Source organism: Streptomyces sennicomposti, from assembly GCF_019890635.1.
GTDB classification, from domain to species: Bacteria; Actinomycetota; Actinomycetes; order Streptomycetales; family Streptomycetaceae; genus Streptomyces; species Streptomyces sennicomposti.
In genome coordinates this window covers 187,163-210,326 of sequence record NZ_JAIOAB010000002.1, presented here as the reverse complement: position 1 = coordinate 210,326, position 23,164 = coordinate 187,163, and the positions used below count along the sequence as shown (strand labels likewise).

Below are 23,164 nucleotides of genomic sequence, written 5' to 3'. Positions count from 1 at the left end.
TCCCGGCCGTGCCGCTTGTCCTGGCCGTGCCGCTGCGGGGCGAGGCCGTGCCGTGGCAGGGGGTTCACGGGATGCCGGCCGGGTTGTGCGCCCACAGAGCCGCCCCGATGCGACGCAGCACCCAGGAAAGGGTTGATGTGTCGTCCTCGTGCGGGGAGATGGGCTCAGGGATGATGATCACTGTCTGCGCGGCGCGTTGTACGTGCTGGCCCATCAGGGGCGAGAGTGCGTTGACCAGGTCCGTCGCGATGTAGTGGGGCGAGGGGAGCACGATGGCGTCGAGGTCGGAGGGCATGGGGTCCGTCGCGCGCTGGCACCGGATGACCGGCTGGCCGTGCGCGTAGGGTACGGCCCCCTCCCCGGACGTGAGGATCTCCGCGTCGAGCATGCGCACGGCCAGCTGGCAGGCGAAGGCTTCGGCCTGTTTCTTGTTCTCGAGTACGGCCACCACGCGGCGCAGGCGGTGCTGTTCGATGAGGTGGGCCGCTCCGACGGCCTGGGCGCGCCAGAGGGGGAATCCGGGCGGTTCGGGCACGCGAATCCGCATCACCTGGTAGGGGCTGAGCAGCCCTTTGTCCACGAGTTTGGGGCGTTCCACGCCGGGGTGGTGGGTGCCGAAGATCGGTTGGGCCGGCATGTCCACGGCCCAGGTGACATCTTTTCGGCCTTCTGCGGGAGCCAGTTCGCGGGGGATGCGGGGCGTGGCCGTCAGGTAGAGGCGGTTGTAGGCGAGGATGCCGTCGTCGTAGTGGATCACGGCGTGTGGATGGTCTGGGCCGATGACGCCTTCGGCGGTGCGGTGGGCTTCCTCGATGACCAGGTGTTCCCAGGGCGGCAGGTGGTGGTCGCGGTGGCTCTTGGCGATGAGCCCGGCGTCGCAGTAGCGGGCCAGGACGAGGGCGCCGGGGGGTTGCAGTGCCATCCAGTGTGCCAGTTGGCCGGCGCTGGCCAGGCTGTCGCCCGCCTTGCCGCTGTGGGTGGGCCGCATGTTGATCGCGGCGAGCGGTCCTCGCCGGACCATGCGCCAGGTCTTGGCCACATGGTGGAGGTAGCGCAGGTCGGGGCCGAGGACCAGGCATGAGGCGCTCGCGGTCCGGTGGACCGCTTTCGCTGCCGTCATGGTCTTGCCTGCCCCGGCCGGCATGCTCAGTAGCATGCGCCGGCCGCCGTTGAGGATGACGTCGGGCAGATGGGCGGGCCGCGGTTCGCCGCTCGCGAGCCAGAACTCCTGATCGATTTCGGGCGCTTCGGCGGCGTCCGGCTGCGGCGGCTGGGCGGGCCGGTGCTCGCCGGTGGTGGTGTCGCCGGCCTCGGGGGTGGTGTCCGTGGATGTCCCGGGCAGTGTGGCCGGGATGCTGTCGCACTGGAGTCCGGGAACCCATTCCATGGCCAGGGCTTCGACGGAGTCGATCTCTTCGCGGCTGAGGCGGCCCGCGCCGGCGAGCGTGCGCAGGTCGGCGATCCACTGGCCCAGGGGGAAACGGGGGTGGGCGTGTTCGTCGGCGTAGTGGGCCGGGACGCGCAGGTGCTGGTGGCTGCGGTAGAAGCGCCGGGCGGCGCGCAGGCCGTGGGCGTGGGCGGTGGCCTGGCTGCCGAGGGGGCGGCGCAGTGCGAGGGCCAGGGGGTCGCGCTGCAGCGGCAGTGCGGCCAGTTGTGCCTGCTGGCCCTTGGCGAGGGCGGGGAAGGCGTCGAACTGCTCGTCCAGCCAGCGGGTGACGGGGTCCGCGTCGGCCGGCAGTGGGCCGGCCCAGAGGGCCAGGGTGTCGCCGTGGCTGCGGGCGCGGGCGCACATGCGCTGCCAGTGTTCGGGCCAGGTGGGGTTCCACCAGCGGTCGATGTCCTTCAGGGCGCGCTGGTAGGGGGCGGGCAGGGTGCCGTCGGCTGCCTGGCGGCGCTGCTCGGCGAGCCACTCGCCCAGGGGGCGGCCCTTATAGGCCTGAGCCGGTTCGGGGAGCAGGTGGCCGTGTTCGCGGGCGTAGGCGTGGGCGATGTCCAGGAAGCTCTCGGTACTGTCCTTGGGGTGCGGCCAGGGCATGTTGCAGGTGGCCAGCGCGGCGACGCGGACCGCGGAGAGGTTCCCGGCGGCTTTGAGGGCGCGCTGGTAGCCGAGCCAGCAGCCCAAGTGGAAGCCGTCGGGGGTGATGTGGTTGCTGGGGACGTCCAGGTGTCCGTGGGCGTCGAAGAATGCCTGCGCGCAGGCCATCCCGGTCTCCCAGACGTCGGGCTCCGGTTCCATGATCCGCAGCATCAGGTGCGGGGCGATCTCCGGGGCGCGTGCGGGCCGGACGGCGGAAGCGGGTGCGGGCAGCAGCAGCCGGGGGCCGCGGACGGGCAGGCGGTAGAAGTAGTGCTCGTCGTACGCCTTGAGGGCGATCATGACCTGGTGCAGCAGGTGGTACGGGGTGCCGAACGCCGCTTCCTCGGCGCGTTGCCCGGGCCCGAAGAATACGGGGATGACCAGGGTGGAGATCTTGTTCATGCCGGGGCCGATGCGCAGCGCGCGGCCGATCGCCTGGACGATGTCGATGGTGCTCTGCTTGGGGTCGGCGAAGAGCACGGAGTCGGCCAGCGGGAAGTCGACGCCTTCGACGCACAGGCGGACGTTGCACAGCACGCTCAGCTCCGCCAGCCGTCCCTCGCGCGTGTCTTGCGGGGGGCGGGCGAAGCGTGCCAGGCGCTCTCGCCGTGCAGTGCGGCTGTTGCGGGAGTGGACGCTGGCGGCCCACAGGTTCTCGGCGTGGCCGCCGGGGATGGCGGCGGCGGTTTCGGGCAAGGTTTCGGCGAAGGCCTCGCTTTGGATGATGCTGCGGCTGAAGACGACCGCGCGGCGAATCGCGTGATCTTCGCGTGCTTTGAGCAGGGCCAGCTGGGCTGCCGCCACGCGCATGGCGTCGGCCTGGGGGGTGCGGCGGGCCCCCTTGCGTGTGCGCCCGGCCAGGAAGGCGTGCAGCTGCGGGTTGTGGATTTCGGGGGCGGCGATGCGGTAGTCGGCGAGCCGTCCTTCGTGGATGGCTTCGGCCAGTGAGTAGCGGTAGGCGATGCGGCCGTAGAGATCGGGGTCGTCCATGGAGGCGATCGGCTCGGTGGTGATGCCGCGGTTGACGTCCCAGATGCGGGGTGTGGCGGTGAGGTAGAGCCGGTGGCGGGCTGGGATGGCGTCGTCGTCGTGGATGACGGCCCACGGTTTGCCGCGGGCGCCGGCGGTGCGGTGGGCCTCGTCGACGATCGCGATGTCCCAGCGCGGCAGCAGGTGGCGCCGGTGGGCCTCTACGAGTTTGGGCAGTGAGGCGTAGGTGGCGAAGACACTGACGGGCCCGTCGGCGGCGCGTATGGCGGCGGCCAGCCGGGCCGGGTCTCCTGTCATGGTGAGCACGCCGCTCAGGAGGGGTTCGCTGGTCTGCTTGTCGGAGCACACACCGAGGTAGTGGCCGCCCCGGCCGGAGGTGTGCCAGACGCGGGCGGTCTGGTTGAGCAGTTCCAGGGTCGGCATCACGGTCAGCGTGCGGCTGTCGGGGGCGACTTCGTGGGCGATGTGGACGGCGAGATGGGTCTTTCCCGTGCCGCACGGCATGATGACCTGCACCCGCGGCCGGCCCATGGCGAAGTCGTTGAGGACGCTGTCCGCCGCGGCGCGCTGGCGCGCCCACAGTTCGCTGGGCAGGCGCCTGGCAGACAGGTCGTGCAGCACAGGACGCTCCCTGGGCTCGAGTTGATGACGCTTCCAGGGGCAGGATGCGCACGGGCGCGCGGCGCGGGACGCTTCCTCGGGCCCCCTCACCCCAGAGGGTGAACCCTCCGGCGGGAACAGGGCGCGCCGTGGTAGGGAACGCGAGTGCGCAGTGCCGCGCGGGCTTTGATCGTCACGGGCCGGGCGGCTGCGCGGCGCCGCTGGAGAGGTGGCCGGGCAAAACGCGGGGACGGGAGACGGGGCTGTGCGGTCGGGTGGCGCCGTGACCACCTGCTCGGGGCCCGGGGCGGGGGCACGGTGTTGGGAAGCGCGGTGTGGGCACGGAGCTTGCCGCGGCGGCCGGTTCGTTTCGTGGCGCACGAGTCGACCTGCTCGTTGTTGTGGCGGGTGGCCGGGGCTCAGGGAGTGGGGGTCGGTTTCCTGCTCGATGAGCTGGGTGAGGGGCCGGATGGGCAGCAGGCCCTGCAGCCGCATCTGGCCGAGGTGTTCTTGAGCCGTGCGGCAGCCGACCGGCTCGCGCAGCTGCTGGGCGTGCCGTCTGCGCGGCTGCGGTGGGCCCTGCCGCACCTGCGTGAGCCGCACCTCCTGCCGGGCGAGCAGCCGCGGTGGGAATGGCCGTGGCGGCCGCTGGCGCACTATCTGGTGCCGGCCTGCGGACTGTGCGCGGCGGCGCGGGGCGGGCACTGGGGCGAGGTGTGGCTGGTGTGGCCGGACCGATGGAGGATCTGCGAGCGGCACGGCCGGTTCACCCACGTACGTCAGGGCGGTCCGGGCGGCGTGGACCTGGCCCGGCTGCCGGAGTCGGTGCGCGCGCACCGCGGGCGGGGCCGGCTCGAGCGGCGGTTCGGGCCGGGTGGGGCGGTGCTGGTCGCGGACGCCTTCGCCCTGACCGGCTGGTGGTGGCGGCGCGACCCGTTCACCCCCCGCTGGATCGAACGGGCCGGCCGGGCCGGACTGCAGCCCGCAGACGTCGAGACGGCGTGGCTACTGGTGTATCCGGAGGCGCTGGAGGTGGCCCGGGCGCTGCTGCGCTACGAGCAGCGGCGCGCGGCCGGGCCCGGCGGGCCCTGGGCTGCGGCCGAGTCCCGGCTGATGGCCGAACTGGCCCAGCTGGCGGACACGCTCGCGCTGACGCCGGGCAGGTGGCAGGTCCCGGTGGCCGAGTGGCTCGACCGGCACCAGCGGTGCGCGCCGGCCGCAGGGGATGACGAGGCCGGCGGCCGGCGGCGGCCGGTGACGGCGCTGGTCCACCGCGACGACGAGAACCAGGCATCGCTGGAGGATCGCTGCTGTCTGCCCTGGGACTGGAGCGACCCGTTCGCCGCCGTATGAGCCGCCGGCTCCCAGCAGCGCACCGTTTTTCGCACGCGCTTGCGTCTGGCTCCCCCGATCGTGGGGTGAAGGCGGTTACGGCTGCGTCGGCCCTGCCGGTGCCTGGATGCTGGGGCGGGGCACGCGCCGTGCGGGCTGCCGCGAAGAGGCGAAGGGGACGGACGTGCCAGGGGGCCTGGTCAGTGCAGGCGAGATCGCAGTCCGCTACCTCGACCGGTTCGGACGGCAGCGCGAACACCCGGTGGCACAGGCCGGCGAAGTGCCGTTCGAGGAACTGGCACCACTGGAGCAGCCTGTGCCCTACCCGGGACGGCAGTCGTTCGTCACCAACGCGTGGGCCTCGGCCACCGACCAGTTGCTGGCCTGCGGCTCGCTGCGGCAGCAGCACTGCGCCATCCTCCTGGACCGCGATCCCGCGGTGGGACTGCGCAGCGCGGCGCCGATGGAGCTGCGCTGGAGCCGCCAGGGGCGCCGCCACCGCCTGCGGCCGGCGTTCGTCGCTCTGCGCGGCGGGCGGCGCGAGGTGATCTGCGTCAAGCCGGAACAGCCCACCGGCCGGTGGCAGGCCGAGCAGGAGGTGCTGGCGGTGGCTGCGGCGGCAGCCGGCTGGCAGGTCCGGGTTATGGAACCCCCCACCGGGGTGGAACTGGACAACCTCCAGCTCCTCTACGCCGCCCGCAGCCCGCGGTGGCTTCAGGAGGAACAGGCCCGGCTGCTGGCCCGGCAGTTCGCCTCACCGCGCACCATCCGCTGCGCGGTACGCGCCGCCGCCCTGCCCCCGCACGTGGGGGTGGACCTGGCCTACCACCTGATCTGGGCACGGCACCTGCACACCGACATGAGTGTCCCTCTCACCCCGTCATCGGCGGCATGGCAGGGTGAGGACAGGTGACCTCGGCTTCGGCGCGCGCCGCAGGCGCCGGGGCGCCCGCCGCTGCCGACACCCTGGCGGTGGGGGACACCATCCGCTTCCGCGGCGCCTCCTGGCACGTCACCGCCTTCCACGGGCCGCGTCTGTTCCTCGACACCGCGCAGCCGGCCGAACCCGCACAGCCGGCAGAGCCGCTGATCATCCTGCAGACGGCCGTGACTTCGGCCCCCGACTTCGCCGTGCTCGACCGGGCGGCGCCGCGCAGTGCGCTGTCCGGCCGCGCAGGCGAGTTCCGTGCGCTGCCGAAGGATGTGCGCAAGGCGGCCCTGGTGTGGGAGCGGCACGTCAAGGAGGTCCTGCACCAGCAGGCCCCGAACGTCGCCGCCACCAGCCAGCCCCGGCCTGCCTTCGACCCGCGGCGGCGCACCCTGCGCCAGCGCTACCAGGCCAAAGCCGACCAGCTGACGCTGTCCGGGACCCCGGTGTCCGCGGCCACCGTGGAACGAAAGTGCGCGGCCTGGCGCAGGGACGGCCTGATCGGCCTGGTCGACCGGCGCAGCCTGCGCAGTACGGCCCCGCACGGGCGCGTCGATGCGCGGGTGGTCGACCTCGTGTGGGAGATCCTGGACGACGAACGCGAGAGGGGCCTGTCCCCGGGAACCCTGTCCCGGCTGATCGACCGGGTACAGCAGACCGTCCGGGCCCGCTACGGGGACCTGCTCGCCGACCCGGAGACCGCCCGGGGGCTGGCGATCAGCACGGCGACGTACTACCGGCTGCTGGAGAAGCTCGGGATCACCGCGCACAACGCGCACGACGCCGCGGCCCGCCACGCGGCCGGCCCCGCCGTCTCCGCAGGGCGGCCCGGAGCCCGGCGGGCGACCTGGGCCCGCTGGCCCGGGGAACTGGTGCAGATCGACACCACCGGACTGGACGTCCTCGTCCTGGGCGACGACGGCCGGGGCATCTCCGTGGAACTCACCATCGCCGTCGACGTGGCCACCCGCAGCATCGTGGGCTCCCTCCTCGTGCCCAAGCGCACCGGCCGCACCGGCGGAACGGGCCGCTGGGCCGCCGGACGGGCCACCCGCTCCTTCGACACCATGCAGGTCGTCGCCCAGACCACCGCCCCGCTGCCCGCCCGCCCGGGCTGGGCGCCGGAAACCTTCATGGAGGGCTCCGACCTCCCCTTCGAAGACCTCCTGGCGGCCGACCCCCGCTTCGCCGGCTCCGCCGCCCGGCCCGTCATCAAGCCCGAGACACTCGTCATCGACCACGGCTCGCCATTCATCTCCCAGGACTTCACCCGCGCCTGCCACTCCCTGGGCATCGAGGTGCGCGAGGCACGGCTGCGCACCGCCGTCGACAAGGCCGTCGTCGAGCGCGCCATGCGGGCGGTGAAGACCGGCTTCAGCCAGTACCTCGCCTCCTACACCCACCACCGCCTGGACCTGCGCGGCAAACGCGTCCGCAAGCAGCCCCTGTGGACCATCAGCGAACTGCAGGAACTGTTCGAGCAGTGGGTGGTCCTGCACTGGCAGCAGACCCCCCACACCGCGCTGCGCTCCCCCTTCACCCCCGGACTGCGCCTGACCCCCAACCAGATGTACGCGGCGCTGATCTCCCTGCGCGGCTACCGGTCCACCGCGCTGAGCGCGCAGGAGAACCGCAAACTCCTGCCCGCGGTATGGGTCCGCGTCAGCCGCAAGGGCTTCCAGATCAACAACCGCACCTACAACCTGGACCGGGGCAAGCTGGACCTCTTCCACGGGCCGTCCGGCATCACAACGCAGCAGGGCCGCTGGGAGGTCCACTACTGCCCCGACCGCCCCGACGTCGCCTGGCTGTTCAACCACCGGGCCGAACCGGGCGCCGACCCGTGGGTCGAGGTGCCCTTCATCCACCGCCGGCTCCTCAACGACCGGTGGACCGAAGAAACCTGGTCCGAGGCCCTGCGCCTCCACCTCGCCGCCGGCGGCAGCCGCCGTGACGAAGCCGCCATCACCCGGGCCACCGCCCAACTGCTGCGCAACCTGGCCGCCGGGCCCTCACCCGCCGCGGCCAGACCGAGCCCGCGCGCACCGGCCGCAGACCCCCGCCCCGCGCCGCCCGCTCCCGCCAAGCCCTACGCCGACGGCCTGCCGCCCCTGGACCCCGGCTCCGTGCGCCCCTTCCGCTGCCTGGACCGCCCCGCCGCAGACCTCTTCGACACACCCGAGACCGCCCGCGGCGCAGGCTGGAGCCTGGACGACTTCCTGGCCTCCCTGCCCGGCCCCGCCGCACCCGGCGCCCCAAACACCCCCCGCCCGCCCGGCAGCAGCTCCGCCCCTCCCCCGCCCGGCACCGGACCAGGCAGCGAGCGGAAAGAAGACGACCGGTGAAAACCCCCGTACGCGACCCGCAAAGCGCCCCGGCCCCCACACCGGCGCCCCTGCCTCCCGGACCGCCGACCATCCTGCAAGGCTGGCGCGCACGCGTACGGCACCAGCCCCTTCCTCCCCCGATCCCGCCCGCCGACGACTCGGCGCCCGCCGACGAGGACGACCCCCGCGTGCGCTGCCACGCCCGACTCGGCCTCGTCGAAACCACCGACATCGCCACCGGACTGAAGACCGCACGGCGGCTGCTGCGCCTCAACGGCGAGCGCCGCCACCCCTGCCAGCACGTCGCCATCGACAGCGACTGCCGCGGCACCGGCAAGCGCACCCTGCTCCACCACATCGGGCTGGCCCACCAAGGGCGCCGCGAGAAACTCCACGGCATCGACGACAGCCGCATCCCCGTCGTCTGCGTCAACGCCCCGCCCGAACCCGGCACACCCGCCGACTGGTCAGCGGCCCTGGCCGTCTTCATCGGCTGGGACCTGTACCGGCCCGACACCGAGCAACGGCCGGTGCAGCGCATGAAGGACTTCACCGGCCCCGCCGTCCACATCATGCGCCACGCCCGCACCGAGGTCTGCCTCGTCGACGGCATCGACCGGCTACGCGCCGAGGACCTGCAGCCGACCTTCGACTTCTTCGACTACCTCGCCGACGAACTCGGGCTGACCGTCTTCTGGAGCGGCATCGGCTCCAGCGACATCCTCCGCGAAGCCCGCGCCGCCCGCTTCCCCGCCCTGCGCCGCCCCACCGAAGCCACCGCCGCCATCCGGGAACGCTCGGTCCCCACCCTCTGGGTCAACCGGCTCCCACCCCGCTGCATCGAACACCCCGACGAATGGCCCGCCGTCCTGGCCACCCTCGACAGCCGACTGAGGCTGCGCCACCACAAGCCCGGCAGTCTCCTGGAGCACGACGAAGAGCTCTACCGCATCACCGACGGCCTCATGGAACACCTCATTCCCCTCACCGGCATCGCCGCCCAACTCTCCATCCTCGACGGCACCGAAGCCCTCACCCGCGACGTCCTCCACGACGCCGCCCGCTACCTCGACCTACCGGCCTGAAACGGCCGCCGGCGTCCACGTGCGGCTCTATGCACTCGGACGCCCACGGCGCCGCCGGGGGCAGCCGCTCCGGAGGCGCCCTGTGCTCTGCCGATGCCCGCAGGGCACAGCCGTCGGAGGCGCTATGGCGTGTCCCCGGCCAGGGCGTTGCAACCGCTGTGCCGTCAGCTCCGGGTGACGGTGAGAGTTCGCTGATCGAGGTCGAGGTGCACGGTGCCGCCGTCGTGTTCACGCAGCTGCCGCCAGGCGGCGTAGCCGGTGAGGATGGCGTGCTCCCAGTCCGCGGCGCGGCAGATGCTGACTTCGAGGTGGGCGGTCATGTGGCCGATGGTGGCGAGGAGTTCGTGGTCGATGTGCTTGATGTCGGTGAGGTAGCGGTGGCGGGCGGCGTAGGAGAAGACGAGGGCTGAGATGCCTTCTTCGATGGCGATGGCGCGGCCGCCGTCTTCGGCTTCGTCGGTGCGGGGGTCGCTTTTGCGTTTGCGGCCCAGCAGGAAGCGGGTGACGGGTGACCAGCCGAGGACGGTGGCGTGGGCGAGGTGGAAGATGTCGTGGAAGCGGTAGCCGTCTTCGACGTGCGAGGCGCTGGTGAGCGGGTCGCCGGCGGGAGTTCCGTCTTCCCGGGTGAGGACGACGACGGTGCGGCCGTCGTCGGTCTTCGTCGGTGTGAAGGTGAGTGTGGTGTTGCGGGGCAGTTGTTCGTGGGCGGGGAAGTCGGCGTCGAAAGGGGTGTGTTCGTCGCGGGGGGTGGTGCGCCAGCGGTCTTTGGTCTTCTCCAGGCTGGCGGCGGCCACGTCGTCGAGGTCGAGGCCGAAGCGGTGGGTCAGGGCTGCGATGTACCAAAGGACGTCGCCGAGTTCTTCGCGTAACTGGTGCTTGCCCTGCTCGAAGGCGGGGCCGTCGCGCAGGAATTTCTTGTAGGCGGTGGTCAGGGAGCCGACTTCGCCGGCGAGGCCGAGAAGGGGGACGAGCACGGGATCGGTGCCCTCCGCCGCAGGTTGGAGGGTTTTGACGGCCGCTTCCTGGTAGCGCTTGAAGTCCACACACATGCCTGTCTGATCTTGGGACAGCCCCGTTGGCCTACCCGACAACGTGTCGTATGCTACGACAGCGTCGTTGGAAACGCAGACGATTGGGGAGAGTTGTCGAACACAGGCACACCGAGCATGGACGACATCACCTCGGTCGTCATCGACTTCCTGGCCGAGTACGAGGGCGCCTCCCCCGACGAACTGCGCTCCGAACTGGAGCAGGGCGGTCGCGAGTTGCCCGTGGACTCACTCCTGGTGGTCGAGATCCTCACGCGTATCGAGGAGCGTTACCACGTCGCCATCCCCGCAGACCGGGAAGCAGCCCAGGCCACCCGGTCGGTGCGGGCCTTCTCCGCAGCGGTACTGGACGCCATCGTCGAGAGGCAGCAGCCATGACCCCTTCCCCCCACGACAGCCGTGGCCGCGACCCTGAGCTGGTGCGGCTCGGTGAACGGCTGAAGAAGACCCGCGACTACCTGAACATGTCCCAGCAGTTCGTCTCGGACTCCACCGGCATCCCGCGCTCGGCCATCAGCGACATCGAGCGCGGCGAGCGGCGGGTGGACAGCCTGGAGCTGAAGAAGCTGGCCCGCCTGTACCGGCAGCCGGTCGCCTACTTCCTGGCCGAGGAGAAGGACGCCGACGCCAGCGAGTACTCGCTGGCCGGTCTGCCGCGGGCGCTGGCCAAGCTCACCGACGGGGACGCCAGGACGGTGCTGGAGTTCGCCGAGTACCTCACGCTGCGGCGAGCGGCAGAGCGCGAGGAGCAGGGCGCCGGCGGAGGGAGTCCGACGGCGTGAACTGGGCCCTGGCGCACCGGATCGCGTCGATCGCCGCGGTCCAGGCGCACCGCGACCTCGGCGTCGACCGCACACGGTACGTCCACGTGCACCGGGCGCTGCGAGCGGCGGGCGTCGTCGGGATGTCGAAGCCGATGCCCCGGCTGTTCGGCGTGTACTTCTCCCCCGCCGACAAGGGGCCGGCCGTGCTGCTGAACGCCTCGCTCAACGCCGTCACCCAGCGGCACACGGCCGCACATGAGCTGGGGCATCACCGGCTGGGCCACCGCACGGCCGCCGACGAGGAGATGGATCCGGCGCTGCGCTGGGGCGACGGCAGCTGGCCCCAGGAGGAGAAGACGGCGGAGGCGTTCGCGGCGTGGTTCCTGATGCCGCTGCCGGCGGTGCGGGCAGCGCTGGGAAGAATCTGCGGCGGCCGGCCGTCGCGTCCCGAAGACGTCTACCGGGTGGCGCGCGAGCTGGGCACGTCGTACGCCGGGACGGTACGCCACCTGGTGAACCTGCGGCTGCTGGATGCGGGCCGAGCCGCCCAGTGGAGCAGGATTCCGCCCGCCGGCCTGCGCAGCTCGCTGGCGGGCGGCGCCGAACTGCCCGGGCAGGCGCACGTGCACGTGATCACAGAGGCGGCGGACGGCCAGACCGTCTATGCCGATGCGGCCGATGTCCTGATACTACATCTGCCCGGCGCGGCCTTCGATGCGCTGCCCAACGGGCTGGAGCAGTGGACGAGCGACGGACCGGCCCCACTCACAGCCGCTGTGATGACCGCCGAGATGCCACCGGGCGAGGAAGCTTCGGTGCAGGTCGTCATGCCCGCGCACGAACATCCGCTGCGGCTGACAGTAGTGCGCGAAGTCCCGCGCTGCGGGGTCGACGAGGTCTGGCCCGCCTGAGCACGGGGGCTGCAGGAACACACCGTACGTACCGGGAGGGCTCATGCACAGCTTCACCGTGACCGGACGCGACGTCGCCCAGGCCTGGGTCGCCGCCTGCAACGCGCTGGACCGCAAGGACAACCCGGGCCGGACCGGCCTGCACACGGTGGTGCGCATCGCCGATCCGACCAGCGACGACGCGGCGCTGCGCAGCGAGCTGGACCGGTTGCGCACCGCGCACGGGCTGTGGCCGCTGGAGACCGTGGCCAGCACCCTGTTTCCCGCGGCCCTGGCGGCACGGTGCGCAGGGCCGGACGAACTCGCCGAGCGCTACCGGCGGATGTATCAGGTGATCAAGCGGTACCCCGGCAACCAGCGCGGCACCTACTTCGGCCGCCTGGTGTCCTACCCGGCGGCGTCGAAGACCGGCGTCGACCAGCTCGGCGCCGTCATCACCCGGCTGCGGTCCCAGGCCGCGGGCAACAAGATCGCCGCCGCCTACGAGCTCGACCTGGCCGCACCCGCGGACGCGCAGGAGGACACCGGAGCGGACCTGCTGGTCCACACCGCAGGCAAGGACAACAGCTACATCGGCTTCCCCTGCCTGAGCCACATCTGCCTCCAGCTGGACCGCGACCTGCGGGTCCACGCCATGGCCATGTACCGCAGCCACTACATGTTCGAACGCGCCTACGGCAACTACCTCGGCCTGGGCCGCCTGCTCGCCTACATCGCCCAGCAGGCCGAACTGCCTTGCGGAACCCTGACCGTGGTGGCCGGGCACGCCCGGCTGGACGGTCCCATCACCCAGCTGCGTCCCCTGCTGACCGGCACCAGCCGTCTGGCGGCATGAGAACCCGCCGACGGGAACGGCGCCGCATCCCCCCTAGTCAGCGGCTGGTGTTGAGCTGCCACTTGGGCGGGAACCAAGCCGGCATCGGGTCGAACCGCCGCCGGTAGGTCTGCTTGATGCGGCTGCGGCCGCTGATCCCGGCGATGTCCGGGTGGGCGACCCGGGCGTACTTGTCGACCTCGCAGAACAGGTTCTGGCAGTCGATCAGGTGCAGCCGACGCCCGCGCAGCCCCGCGAAGGCGAGCCCCAGCCGGGCGAAGTGCTCGTCCTGGGTATCGGCCATGTAGCGGATGACGTCCGCCTCGATGCCGTCGGCCGCCGCCCCGAAACACTTGCGGATCCCATCGCGCGCACCGGGTCCGGCGACGACGAAGTCCATCTCCGAAAACGGCATCTGCGCCGCGTAGTTGAGATCAATCACGAACTGGTAGGCCAAAAACGGCCCGATCGCCGGAAAACCCAGCAGAACCCGGTAGGCGTCCTCAAGCGTCGGCGCGGACAGCACCCGCTGCGGCGCGCCGGCCTCCATCATCATCTCCAGCAGCCGCAGATGGTTCTGGTGCTTGCGCTGCTCGCCGAGCTGCGGCGGAGGCACGATGTAGGCGGCCGAGTACAGCCGCTGCCCCGCGGCGAAAGCGCGGGAGAGCACCCGGTCAAAGGCCCGGTAGTCGTAGGCGTCCCACCGCACCTCGCCCAGCGCCGCTTCCAGCAGCCGCCACGTCGAGGTCTTGTTGAAGATCTTGAACAGCAGCGTCCGGAAGAAGACCTCCTCCCACCTCTGGTCACCGCGGTAGATCACGTCGCCGATCAAGTCCTGGCTGACCCGGTCAGCAGCACGGAAGCAGTTGGTGAAGCGGTAGCGCTGCAGGATCGGATCGTCGGTGAACGGCCCCTCTCCCCCGGCAAGCCGCGCCTCGTACACCTTCTGCCGCGCCGCCGCGAAACGCCAGTAGGTATCGAACACCGCAGTGGGAACCAGCGAACGGCCCGCCACACGGATCTCGGACAAAGGGCCGCGCTCTAAGACCTCGTACACCGAACGCTCTTGCAACACCGTCACCATGAACTCAATATATATTCGATATAGATAATCTGTCACCGAGGGGGACGTGTGGAATTGCTGTGGCAGCGTCCACGCCGCAAGACACTGGTCGACTGGCCGGAGGACGTGGACACACGGCTCGACGTCCTGGTCCGGGCCGCAGCCGCAGCCGGGGAGCAGACATCGCGGTCCCAGATACTGGCCGCACTCGTCACCGCGGCCGAAGTCCGTCCGGCCCTCATAGCCCAGCTGCTCCACTCCTACCGCCAGATGCCCGCCGACGCCCTCGACGCGGACAACTCGCGCGACGATCTGCCCTCCGTGCGCTCCCCCGGACGCACCCGCGGCAGGAAGTGACACCGGGAGTCAACCGGGGCATCTCTCGCACCAGTCCACCGCGTTGAACCGGCCGACGCCGCAAAGGTTGCAAGCCGGGCTGTCTGCCCTCGACGTCGCCAATCCGCGGATCTCCCAGGAGCGCCCGCCCGCGGCCCAAGCCGACTTCGACCTGAGCACGGTGATCGAGGCTGGCCTCGCCCCACTCCCATCACCTGACAGGCCACCTGCACGCCACTGGGGAATCCCTTTTCAGGCGCTTCCCACAGAGCACCAGCCGCCCCTGGGCCTGTCCCACACCACTCACCAGTGTCAGAGCTGGGACTTATCATCCGACGCATGAACGACGAAGTATCCAAACACGTCTTCATCTCTTACGTCCGCGAGGACTCGGATCAGGTGGACGGCCTCTGCTCGGTCCTGGAGGCGGCCCAGATCCCGTACTGGCGCGATCGCAAGGATCTCGGGCCGGGCGACGCCTGGAAAGCCAAGATCCGAGCGGCGATCAGAGACGGATCCCTCGTCTTCCTGGCCTGCTTCTCGGACAACTCCCGGTCCAAGGACAAGTCCTACATGAACGAGGAACTGACCCTCGCCGTCGAGGAGTTCCGCAGCATGCCACCCGGACGCGTCTGGCTGATCCCCGTGAGACTCGACGCGGGCGACGTCCCCGACTGGGACCTCGGGGCAGGACGCGTGCTGAGCGACCTCAACTACTCGGACCTGTTCGGCAAGGACCACACCGCCCACGCGGCCAGGCTCGTCACCACGATCAGCCGCCTGCTCGGCGAGAAGAGACCCGACCCGGCTACCACCCTCGCCGCCGTCGAGCAGGTGACGTCCGCAGGCCGGGCAGACCTCCTCAAGCGGCTCACCAAGGAGATGCTCCTCGAACCCACACGGCGCATCGAAATGCACGACCTGGTCTCACATGAAGTCCAGCGTGTGCTCGCGGTCCTCAAAGACACGGACCGGCTGAGCGGACCGCTGCACGGCACGAACGAGGAGCAGATCGTTCGTATCGCCAAGGAGGCACAAGACCTCTGGGTCCTCTCGGAGCCGTTCTGTGCGTCACTTCAGGTGGCGTCCCGTTGGGGAACGCCCGAATCGTTGACGCCCTGGGCAAGCGGCATTCGCTCTTTCGTCACGGCGGCGGCCAAACCGGAGAGCGGGACGCCGGCACTCATTGAACTCCGCCACCTGCCGGGCGTGGTCAGCATCATGACTGCCGCGCTCGCGTGCACATCGAGCGGCAACTGGGCCAACCTCAAGTCGCTCGTCATCGACCCGTCGATCAGGGACAGGTACGAGCAGAAGCCGACGCCCATCATCGAAGCAACCTATCCGTACAAGCCATTCGGTGGCGCCGCGGACTGGGTCCCTAATGCCCTCGCGCGCGCCGCCACGACGGGGAGGAACTTGGACGAGGCGCTGAGCGACTTCACGGAGCGCAAGGTCGGCAAGTACTACACGCCGGTCGCCGAGTGGCTGCATCACGTCCTTCGCCCGATCTTCTCAGACCAGTGGCCGGACGATGACGCGTACAGCACGGAGTTCGACCGGGCCGAAGCGGTGCTGGGTGTGCTCGCCCAGGATGTAGCGAACACGCGTGCGGCCGCAAACCCGCAAAGGCCTTCGTGGAGCCGCTCCCACTGGTACGGGCGGTCAACCTGGCGGTCACACAACCACGGGAACCCCGCTGCCGACCTTGTACACGAGCTCGGCACTCACGGTGCCCAATGGGGCCCCCTCACGAGTGGGTTGTTCGGCGGTGACCAGGACCGTGCCCAGACCGCACTGGAGGCCTACCAAACGTCCTTCAATAAAATCGCGAGTCAGCAGCACTAGGACATCGGCGAGCCAGCTGCCTGGAGCCGTGACCATTTCCCTACAGCCACCGCTCCGGGCCCTTCCGGGACTTCGCGGAGATACAGCCCAGACGAGCCGAAGTCATTCGTGGCCGGCTGGACGGGCCATTGCACTCCCGTCACGGGGCAAGCGGAAACACCATGGATCACCCGGTCGGACGCCCTCCTCAAAGGGGTTTCTGCAGCTCCGGCCACGCGAGCGGAGCGCCACGGATCAAGAGGAGCTGGACGCTGGCGCCCGTCCGGGCTGCGAGTCAGGCGCGTCCTTGATCAATTGTCATGACGTCCTCCGCAGCCGGCCAGTCGAACGGGTCATCGTGCTCAACGTCGTTCGTCCAGTAGCCGTACCGGTCGCCCAGCACCGACAGCAGTGCCTGCCGGTCGAGGAAGCCGTGACGGACGACAAGGCCAAGGGAGTGCGCCGTGCTCACCGCGGCGACCGACAGGTGTGTCCGCAAGGCACTTTCGGTGAATGCCTCTGCGGGGACAGGCGGGTCATCGGGACGCTCGGGAGCCTGCATGGCGGCGAGAATGCGGGCCCGGTGCTCCGGAGAATCGCCCGGAAAGGGGTGCAGGCCCTGCTGCCGCGCACGATGGTTTCCGACGGCGTTGGCGATGGCGGTCAGCAGATGCCAGTCGCGCCACCCCTCCTCTCGCAGTTGCATCGCCCTGTGGCGGAAGGCGGGGTCCGCGGACAGGCGGGGAAGGGTGTGGCGCACGATGGGGAGCATCACGGCATAGCGGCTACGGACGGCGTCGAGGGCCCCCTTATGCTCGTAGCCGGGGCCGGGGCCAGTCCGGGCCGGCAGAGCAGCCGGATTCGCCTGACCCTGGGGCGTGCCTGCTCCGACGGCCGGGTCGGCGAGCACGGCCATCGTCTGGTAGATCTCCGGCTCCAGGAAGTCGGCTAGTTCGTCGTAGGGGCGGCCGACGAGGAGCTTGTGCCAGAGGCCCCCGGCGAGTGCCTGCTCGACGAGGTGCATGAATGCCTCGTCAGAGAGCAGCGACTGGGAGAGCACCACTTTGATCAGGACGGTGAGCAGACGGGACGGCTCTGTTTCCAGGTCTGCGGGTGCGCCGGCGGGCAGGCGCCCGGCGTGCAGGCGCAGCCTCCACCGGTTGATGTCCCGTTCGGCGCTGTGGTGGCAGGCGGCGGGCTGGTCGTGCGGCAGGTTGGCATCTGCGTGGATCTCGACGCTGACGCGTCCGGGCAGGAACAGCGGGTCCTGTGTGGCGAGTTCACCAAGGAATACCTGGAGTGCTGCGGTGTAGCGTTCCGCGGCCAGCACCGAGAGGTGTTCATTCGGACAGGTAATCTCCCAGTCGACGCCGAGCGCGTTCCAGACGCAGCGGCGTGTAGGGCCGGCGTCACTGAAAGGCCGTCCCATTCCTTGAACGTCGGCCTCCTCGGTGTATGTCTCTTCGGTTGCTGTGGGGCTGTCGGCGGTCGGGGCGAGCAGGTCGTCGATGAGGGTGTCGATGCCCACGGAAGCGGTGATCACGCGGATCAGGGAGACGAAGCCGGGCCGCAGGGCGCTGGCGATGCGCAGCGTGAGCGCCTGGTCGGCCATCATCTCCCAGACGTACGGGTAGCGTTCGGGGTTGTACGGCTCGTCGCAGTAGGCGTTCTGTGCCATGAGGCCGATGCAGAACAGGCGGGTGGCGGAGATCCAGTTTCCGGCCTGGCGGTCGTACTGGGCGGCGAGGATGATGCTGCGGGGGACATAGTGGTTGAGCTCGGGGCCTGGTCCGGTCTTCGCGGCGGCGGCTGCTGCGAGCGCGTACTGCTTGGCGGCGATGGGCAGGCCGAGTTCGCTGTAGAGGCGCGCGCACAGCAACAGCATGGTCAGGCCGCCCTCGAGGGTGTCACCGCGCAGCCAGTTGACCTTGGCTTCGTGGATCTCCTGGAGCGCTTGCGGGAGGCGGCCGCTCTTGATCAGGGCGTGGCCCCGGGACTGGGCGCGTTCACCTCGTGCGGTCTGGCCGGTAACCCGGTCGGTGGCCTTATCGAGCAGGTCACGAACTTCCCGGTAGAGCGGATGGTCCACCAGTACAGGAGTGAGGTAGTCGAAGAGATCGGCGGTGCGCTCGATGGGGAACATCGGCGCGTTGTCCAGGTGGTGGCCCAGCCGGAGCAGGATCTTCATGCCCGTGTCGAGGTCCGTTATCGGCGGCTGCGATTGCAGGGCAGGGATCGGCTCACCAGCCTCAACTGCTGCGACGACGGCTGCGGTGACCTCCGCGACGGTCGGCAGATCCTCGGGCACGGTCTCGAAGTCGGCGGTCATGTCAGCGTGCAGGGCCAGGCGGGCCCGCATGGCCAGCAGATGGGCCATGGCGTTGGCGGGTGGGTCCGCGTCCAGCAGGCAGTCGATCTTGTCTGTGAGCAGGCGCTGCCAGCGGCACAGGTCGTCGGCGGTCAGCGCGGTGAGAGAGCGCGCCAGCGCCCCGAACCCGTACTGGAGGAGCATGACGGCGTCCTCGAGGATTCCCGGGTCGGTGAGGGTGTCGTCGACGGTGACCATGCCGAAGAACTCGCAGGCCAGTTGGTCCGTCGAATGCATGTCGCCGAGGCCGCGCAGGGTCGCCACGACGATCTCGTAGCGAGCCCGCAGAGCGGTGTGCTTCCCCGCTGCGGCAGCAAGCAGGGCCCGTGCGTAGCCGATCCACTCCGGCAGGTCGGCGCGAGCCTCCTTGTGGGAAGTGGCGTGCCGCAACGGAGCCCGCAGGTCCACCAGGTCGCCCAGGGTGCAGGCCGGCTCGTCGCTCGCCCGCCATCGCCGGCAGGCTTCGACATACCAGTCAGGCAGTTCACCGGCTCCGTCCGGGCGTGACGGAGCTAGGTCGGAGGGCAGGTGGAGGTACTGGACGGCGAGGTAGAACAGGTCGTAGTCGGCAAGATGGAGGGCGAGGGCGGCCGCGTCCCAGATCTCCAGGTCAACCTGATGTGTCCGGGCAGCTTCATCGATCAGGTCGTGCCGTTTCTTGGCAGGCACAGCGGTCACCGTGAAGTAGATGACGCGGTCAACAGGCGTTCCCTGCCCGCAGATCGAGGCAAGGTCCCTTCTGATCTTGCCCGGGACACCGGCGGCCTGAATGGTGCAGGCCATCACCACCCGCTGGGTGGAGGCCAGCGACGCGAACAAAGACGTGCCGGGCAGTTCCCGGGGGATGTCGGTCCAGTGGCTTTCGGCATCCCGCCCCTGGTCCCCGCCACTGCTGACAGGGCCGGTCGCCGGCAGCAGATTGCTAGTGATCCTCCGACGAGCCAAACCCAGGCACAGGGCCTCGAACTCGTGATGGCTGTTGCTCTCGCCCAGAACACTCAAGGCGAAGCGGATACGCCGCTCGAGCTGGACGGCATCGTCACTCGCGTCGGTCCCCCTGGTCTCACAGCCGCACTCACGCATGACCAGTGTCCAGCACCCCACTGACATCCCGAGGCGCCACAGCCTCCGCACCGCCGTAGCAGGCAACCCGCCCCGGGCTCGTACTCGTGCCAGGCACGCACCGGCGACCCACATGGACGGGTGCGGTCTGCGCGTCTACGTGGAAGGGCGCCAGGTAGCGGCGACATCCTGCGGAGCCTGATCGCCCCGGCCAAGGCAGAAGCGGAGAAGCACCTGTGAGTCCTGCGGTGCCACCGGCGTATCCGCACTCGAGGTGACCGGCCAGGAGGATGACGCAAAAGCTACAAGCGAGGGACCTGCCACAGCGCCTGGTCGGCGCATCGCATCATGATCGTTGGCGGTGTGATGCGCGACCGCGGGCGAGACCACCATCAGCTGAGCACCGGAGTCGAGTCCCCGTCTCGGCCGTAAAGGCATTCTCACTACATGTGCGGCAATCTCATCCAATCTGCAGCACCACAGCTCAGACAGCCCATACAGCGCCCACAAGCCGTCACAAGGCACCTGCGGCAGTGCAGGTCAACGACGGGCGGTCACCGCAGCATCAATGAGACCTCACAGCGGATTCCGCAACTGCGCGGCTGCGCCGATGGGTTGCTGGTGCCCGTCCGGACTGTACGCCGGGTTCTGTTCCCAGAAGCCTCGCCATCGCGGACGCTTGAGGCGGTGACTGCCCGCTGTCTGACTCTTGGTTAGTGGATGAACCCTGCTTCGAGTGTATGGCGACTTATGGAAGCAAAAAACTATGGGAAATCTGAGATTCGACTGGAGGCCTGGACGATCAAGAAGCATTCACCGTTGGCGCCACCAACTCCCGAGCGCTGGACGAACAGTCGCAGGAGCCAGCGGTCTGGAAGGACCGGCGCGTATGCCGGGGCGTGCCTCATGCTCCTTATGGGGAACGGGGCTTGATCCGGGGTCAAGTCGATGCTGATGACAGGCGCTGGCCGTCCGCCATCGCAACTGAGACTGTGCCCTGGGGCCCGGAACACTGTCTGGGCGCCGGGCGGCTGTCGGCGCACTCCGTTGCTAGGCCTTGAGTTCTTCTCTGCGGTCGGTCGCCGACCGCCGGGGCAAGCAGGAGCTGGCTGCTGTACCAGGTGCAGGCGTTGCTCACTGGTGACGACGCCAGCCCGATCACTGCCTGATGCGGCATCACCTGATGTGCTGTCCGTGGACGTCTGAGTGGACTCGCGTCTGGGTCGTTTCTTGGGCTTAAGGTCGAATTGCTGGCCGGCGGCACCCCCGTACTGGTCCACAACAGCCGGTGCCTGATCGCCGACGTCCTCGACCCCAAGGGTGAGAAGCTGTGGCTCCCCAAGGGCCGCAAGGCCGTCGCGACGGCCAACAACCTCAAGGGGTGGGTGTACGAGATCAAGAAGAGCGAGGCCGTCGCCAACGGACTCAGCGACAAGGTCACCTACGTCCGGGTCATGGATCCGGTCACAAAGGGCAAGTTCCAGTACCCGAACGGGTACGTGGAATACTTGAACGCCGCGGGACAGACCGTGCACCCGCTGACCGGACGGGCCGACATCGCGAAGTCCGATCCCTACTACCGCATCCCGATCCCATGATCTCCATCGAAGAACTGTTCACCGGCACCGCTGACGTCACGCGGGCGGACCCCGTCGACTGGGACCCGCTGCGGGAGGAAGCCGCGCTGCAGGAGGTGCACCTCCTGGACTGCCGGGTGTCCCCTCCCACGGGCCGTGCGGGACTCCTCCTGGACATGCGCACCGCCCTGCAGTACGACACGGGCAACGCCGCTCTCCTGGTGGTCCGCGGACTGCACACGTTCCGGTGGGAGGAGGAGCCGCTGGAACGCACGCTGCTCCCCTTCGCCATCATGAACAGCGTGCCCTCGGTGGCCAGGAGGGAATGGCGGATGGACATCGGCCTCTTTCCGGACGGTGAGCTTTCCCTCTCCGGCACGGCGGCCGAGTTCCATCTCCTGCAGGCCGCGGGAATCCCCGAGGGCCTGCCGGACTACTCCGAGCACCGGCTGGACGAGATCCGCGCGGATCTCCCCTGGTGGGATTCCGGCTGCACGGTCCTGCAGTCGTCCACCACGAGCAGCACCTGACGGAAAGGGCGGGGGTGGGCACCTGGCCGCCGGCCGGGCGCCCGCCCCCGCCCGTCACCCGGGGCCGCGTCAGGAACGGGTCAGCTCGGCGGCCAGGCGGCGCAGGGCGGTGCGGTTGGCGCGCCGCATCATGGTCCGCACCACGGGAGCCAGCAGCCGGTCGGCGAACGGAGCGCGCCGCCAGGCGTACGTGAACGTGACGCGGCTCGCGCCGCCGCCCAGCGGCTCGATGGTGTAGGTGCCCTGGGCCAGCCGCCGCCCGGCCGCGCTGACGTTGCGTTCGACCAGGCGCCGCGGGGCGTCCGCCTCGACGGTCTCGATGGTCACCTCGGTCCTCGCACCGGCCAGGGTGGCGGTGACCGTGGCGCGCGACCCGACACCCCGGGCCGGGCCGTCGCAGCACCAGCCGGAGAGGTAGTGGTCGGTGAAGCGCTCATGATGCGCCATGACCTCGAGGAACTCGTAGATCTGCTCTGGCGTCCGCGACACGCTGATCGACACAGTGACAGGCTGCATGGCCCCCACCGTAGCGGCGGGCCGGGTCCGGAGGTCAGGTGCTGAGCTTCGGTCGCCGAGCCGCTGTTGCCCGCGACCAGCAACCTGCCGCCCACGGGGAGCTTCTCGGCCAACGGTCGGCCCCAGGCTGTCAAGCTGCCGGTGTCGAGCAGGGGTAACGCGCCGGTGAGCGCCTGTGTGTGCGGCCCGGCAGGGCCACGGGTCAACTCCCTCGAAGATCACGAAGCGGGCACGAGGTGCAGGTGCCGGGGCGTCCGGCGGTGGCCGACCAACGCCGGACGGCCCCGGGCCTTTCAGCCGCCGGACGGCCCGTACGCGGTCAGCGCGGCGTCGCGCTCCAAGAGCGGGTAGTCCTGGAGTTCCTCGACGATGCGGGGCTGGGCAAGGAGTCGCTCGGCCTGCTGGAGCAGGACAGTATCGCCAAGCTCGGTCCACAGGGCGGCGGCTCGCCGGTCAGGTGCCGGGCGGCAGCGGTGAACGGCGTCCACACGTCCAGGAACAGCGCGCCGTGCCCGTCGGCCACCGCGTGGGCGGTCGCGTTGTAGCGGGCGAGTTCCGCATTCATCGCGGTGACAGTGTCGGGGTCCTCTACGGGGCCGAACTGGGTTTCGGAGACGACGATCCGACGGGCGCAGCCGCTGGGCTGGTCGAGCATGGCGTTCAAATGTCGGGTGTACGGACCCTGCGCAACCTGGGACTGGACCTGCCCACAATCCGCAGGGTCATCAACCAGGACATCTCGCTGCCCGAGGTCGCTGCCACGCGTCCGAACAGGCACAAGGCGACACCACGGTACCGCGCCGCGACCTCGCCGCAGTCGTCCGTGACCAGGCCGGTCCCGCCCTGGCAGCGGGCATCGCCCCGGCCTCCCGCCAAGCCCATGCGATCGTCACGGCGCTTGCGGCTCACCATGCCCACACCCTCGGCCGCCCCGACGACGCCGGACTGCGCCTCCTGCTGCTGACCCGGCTGGTGAGCATGAGCGACCCGCGCCGGGACCGATACTTC

18 protein-coding genes are annotated in these 23,164 nt (G+C 70.0%); 12 read left to right on the top strand and 6 right to left on the bottom strand.

Features of this window, described 5'->3' with window-relative positions; translation table 11 throughout:
• Nucleotides 1–64: 64 nt before the first annotated feature.
• The gene (locus K7787_RS01930) at nt 65–3,688 is read right to left on the bottom strand and encodes a DEAD/DEAH box helicase (protein ID WP_223000264.1); all 3,624 of its coding nucleotides are present in this window, start codon (nt 3,686–3,688) and stop codon (nt 65–67) included.
• A gap of 351 nt (nt 3,689–4,039) precedes the next feature.
• Here K7787_RS01930 and K7787_RS01925 point away from each other — a divergent pair, with 351 nt between their 5' ends.
• The 4 genes from K7787_RS01925 to K7787_RS01910 all read left to right on the top strand — a co-directional run bounded on the left by K7787_RS01925 (nt 4,040) and on the right by K7787_RS01910 (nt 9,339).
• Complete coding sequence (locus K7787_RS01925) at nt 4,040–5,020, top strand: TniQ family protein (protein ID WP_223000263.1); 981 nt, start codon at nt 4,040–4,042, stop codon at nt 5,018–5,020.
• 163 nt (nt 5,021–5,183) lie between these two features.
• Complete coding sequence (locus K7787_RS01920) at nt 5,184–5,912, top strand: hypothetical protein (protein WP_223000262.1); 729 nt, start codon at nt 5,184–5,186, stop codon at nt 5,910–5,912.
• On the top strand, nt 5,909–8,272 hold the full coding sequence (locus K7787_RS01915) for an integrase (protein WP_223000261.1): 2,364 nt from the start codon (nt 5,909–5,911) through the stop codon (nt 8,270–8,272). The genes K7787_RS01920 and K7787_RS01915 overlap by 4 nt, the downstream gene beginning before the upstream one ends.
• Nucleotides 8,269–9,339, top strand: a complete 1,071-nt coding sequence (locus K7787_RS01910; RefSeq protein ID WP_223000260.1) for a P-loop NTPase family protein — start codon at nt 8,269–8,271, stop codon at nt 9,337–9,339. Before K7787_RS01915 ends, K7787_RS01910 begins: the two co-directional genes overlap by 4 nt.
• A gap of 164 nt (nt 9,340–9,503) precedes the next feature.
• On the opposite strand, the gene K7787_RS01905 is transcribed toward K7787_RS01910, so the two are convergent.
• The gene (locus tag K7787_RS01905) at nt 9,504–10,388 is read right to left on the bottom strand and encodes a nucleoside triphosphate pyrophosphohydrolase family protein (RefSeq protein WP_223000259.1); all 885 of its coding nucleotides are present in this window, start codon (nt 10,386–10,388) and stop codon (nt 9,504–9,506) included.
• A 117-nt stretch (nt 10,389–10,505) separates the two neighbouring features.
• Between K7787_RS01905 and K7787_RS01900 the strand changes: the two genes are divergently transcribed.
• The 4 genes from K7787_RS01900 to K7787_RS01885 are packed head-to-tail and all read left to right on the top strand — an operon-like array spanning nt 10,506 to nt 12,898.
• Nucleotides 10,506–10,766: an acyl carrier protein gene (locus K7787_RS01900; protein ID WP_223000258.1), complete on the top strand. Its 261-nt coding sequence runs from the start codon at nt 10,506–10,508 to the stop codon at nt 10,764–10,766.
• The gene (locus K7787_RS01895) at nt 10,763–11,170 is read left to right on the top strand and encodes a helix-turn-helix domain-containing protein (RefSeq protein WP_223000257.1); all 408 of its coding nucleotides are present in this window, start codon (nt 10,763–10,765) and stop codon (nt 11,168–11,170) included. The genes K7787_RS01900 and K7787_RS01895 overlap by 4 nt, the downstream gene beginning before the upstream one ends.
• Entirely contained in the window at nt 11,167–12,063 is an 897-nt protein-coding gene (locus K7787_RS01890; protein WP_223000256.1) for an ImmA/IrrE family metallo-endopeptidase, read from the top strand. The genes K7787_RS01895 and K7787_RS01890 overlap by 4 nt, the downstream gene beginning before the upstream one ends.
• Before the next feature lie 43 nt (nt 12,064–12,106).
• Nucleotides 12,107–12,898 carry a thymidylate synthase family protein gene (locus K7787_RS01885; protein WP_223000255.1) on the top strand — a complete coding sequence of 264 codons (792 nt, stop codon included), beginning with the start codon at nt 12,107–12,109 and terminating at the stop codon, nt 12,896–12,898.
• A gap of 37 nt (nt 12,899–12,935) precedes the next feature.
• Here the strand turns inward: K7787_RS01885 and K7787_RS01880 are convergent, their stop codons facing one another.
• Complete coding sequence (locus tag K7787_RS01880) at nt 12,936–13,961, bottom strand: nucleotide kinase domain-containing protein (protein WP_223000254.1); 1,026 nt, start codon at nt 13,959–13,961, stop codon at nt 12,936–12,938.
• Nucleotides 13,962–14,009: 48 nt separating this feature from the next.
• Between K7787_RS01880 and K7787_RS01875 the strand changes: the two genes are divergently transcribed.
• Together K7787_RS01875 and K7787_RS01870 are read left to right on the top strand one after the other, a co-directional pair.
• Complete coding sequence (locus K7787_RS01875; RefSeq protein ID WP_223000253.1) at nt 14,010–14,297, top strand: hypothetical protein; 288 nt, start codon at nt 14,010–14,012, stop codon at nt 14,295–14,297.
• Nucleotides 14,298–14,615: 318 nt separating this feature from the next.
• On the top strand, nt 14,616–16,124 hold the full coding sequence (locus K7787_RS01870) for a toll/interleukin-1 receptor domain-containing protein (RefSeq protein WP_223000252.1): 1,509 nt from the start codon (nt 14,616–14,618) through the stop codon (nt 16,122–16,124).
• A 274-nt stretch (nt 16,125–16,398) separates the two neighbouring features.
• On the opposite strand, the gene K7787_RS01865 is transcribed toward K7787_RS01870, so the two are convergent.
• Nucleotides 16,399–19,554, bottom strand: coding sequence for a hypothetical protein (locus K7787_RS01865; RefSeq protein ID WP_223000251.1), 3,156 nt, complete (start codon nt 19,552–19,554; stop codon nt 16,399–16,401).
• A 1,226-nt stretch (nt 19,555–20,780) separates the two neighbouring features.
• Here K7787_RS01865 and K7787_RS01860 point away from each other — a divergent pair.
• Nucleotides 20,781–21,131, top strand: coding sequence for a hypothetical protein (locus tag K7787_RS01860; RefSeq protein WP_223000250.1), 351 nt, complete (start codon nt 20,781–20,783; stop codon nt 21,129–21,131).
• The gene (locus K7787_RS01855) at nt 21,128–21,640 is read left to right on the top strand and encodes a hypothetical protein (protein WP_223000249.1); all 513 of its coding nucleotides are present in this window, start codon (nt 21,128–21,130) and stop codon (nt 21,638–21,640) included. Before K7787_RS01860 ends, K7787_RS01855 begins: the two co-directional genes overlap by 4 nt.
• Before the next feature lie 69 nt (nt 21,641–21,709).
• On the opposite strand, the gene K7787_RS01850 is transcribed toward K7787_RS01855, so the two are convergent.
• Nucleotides 21,710–22,156 carry an SRPBCC family protein gene (locus K7787_RS01850; RefSeq protein WP_223000248.1) on the bottom strand — a complete coding sequence of 149 codons (447 nt, stop codon included), beginning with the start codon at nt 22,154–22,156 and terminating at the stop codon, nt 21,710–21,712.
• A gap of 319 nt (nt 22,157–22,475) precedes the next feature.
• Complete coding sequence (locus K7787_RS01845) at nt 22,476–22,811, bottom strand: SGNH/GDSL hydrolase family protein (RefSeq protein ID WP_223000247.1); 336 nt, start codon at nt 22,809–22,811, stop codon at nt 22,476–22,478.
• Between the last annotated feature and the right edge of the window lie 353 nt (nt 22,812–23,164).

Coding starts and splice junctions, on each gene's coding strand:
- K7787_RS01855 (WP_223000249.1), top strand. CDS start 21,128: ATGATCTCCATCGAAGAACTGTTCACCGGCACCGCTGACGTCACGCGG.
- K7787_RS01845 (WP_223000247.1), bottom strand. CDS start 22,811: ATGCTCGACCAGCCCAGCGGCTGCGCCCGTCGGATCGTCGTCTCCGAA.
- K7787_RS01885 (WP_223000255.1), top strand. CDS start 12,107: ATGCACAGCTTCACCGTGACCGGACGCGACGTCGCCCAGGCCTGGGTC.
- K7787_RS01905 (WP_223000259.1), bottom strand. CDS start 10,388: ATGTGTGTGGACTTCAAGCGCTACCAGGAAGCGGCCGTCAAAACCCTC.
- K7787_RS01880 (WP_223000254.1), bottom strand. CDS start 13,961: ATGGTGACGGTGTTGCAAGAGCGTTCGGTGTACGAGGTCTTAGAGCGC.
- K7787_RS01900 (WP_223000258.1), top strand. CDS start 10,506: ATGGACGACATCACCTCGGTCGTCATCGACTTCCTGGCCGAGTACGAG.
- K7787_RS01850 (WP_223000248.1), bottom strand. CDS start 22,156: ATGCAGCCTGTCACTGTGTCGATCAGCGTGTCGCGGACGCCAGAGCAG.
- K7787_RS01870 (WP_223000252.1), top strand. CDS start 14,616: ATGAACGACGAAGTATCCAAACACGTCTTCATCTCTTACGTCCGCGAG.
- K7787_RS01895 (WP_223000257.1), top strand. CDS start 10,763: ATGACCCCTTCCCCCCACGACAGCCGTGGCCGCGACCCTGAGCTGGTG.
- K7787_RS01865 (WP_223000251.1), bottom strand. CDS start 19,554: ATGCGTGAGTGCGGCTGTGAGACCAGGGGGACCGACGCGAGTGACGAT.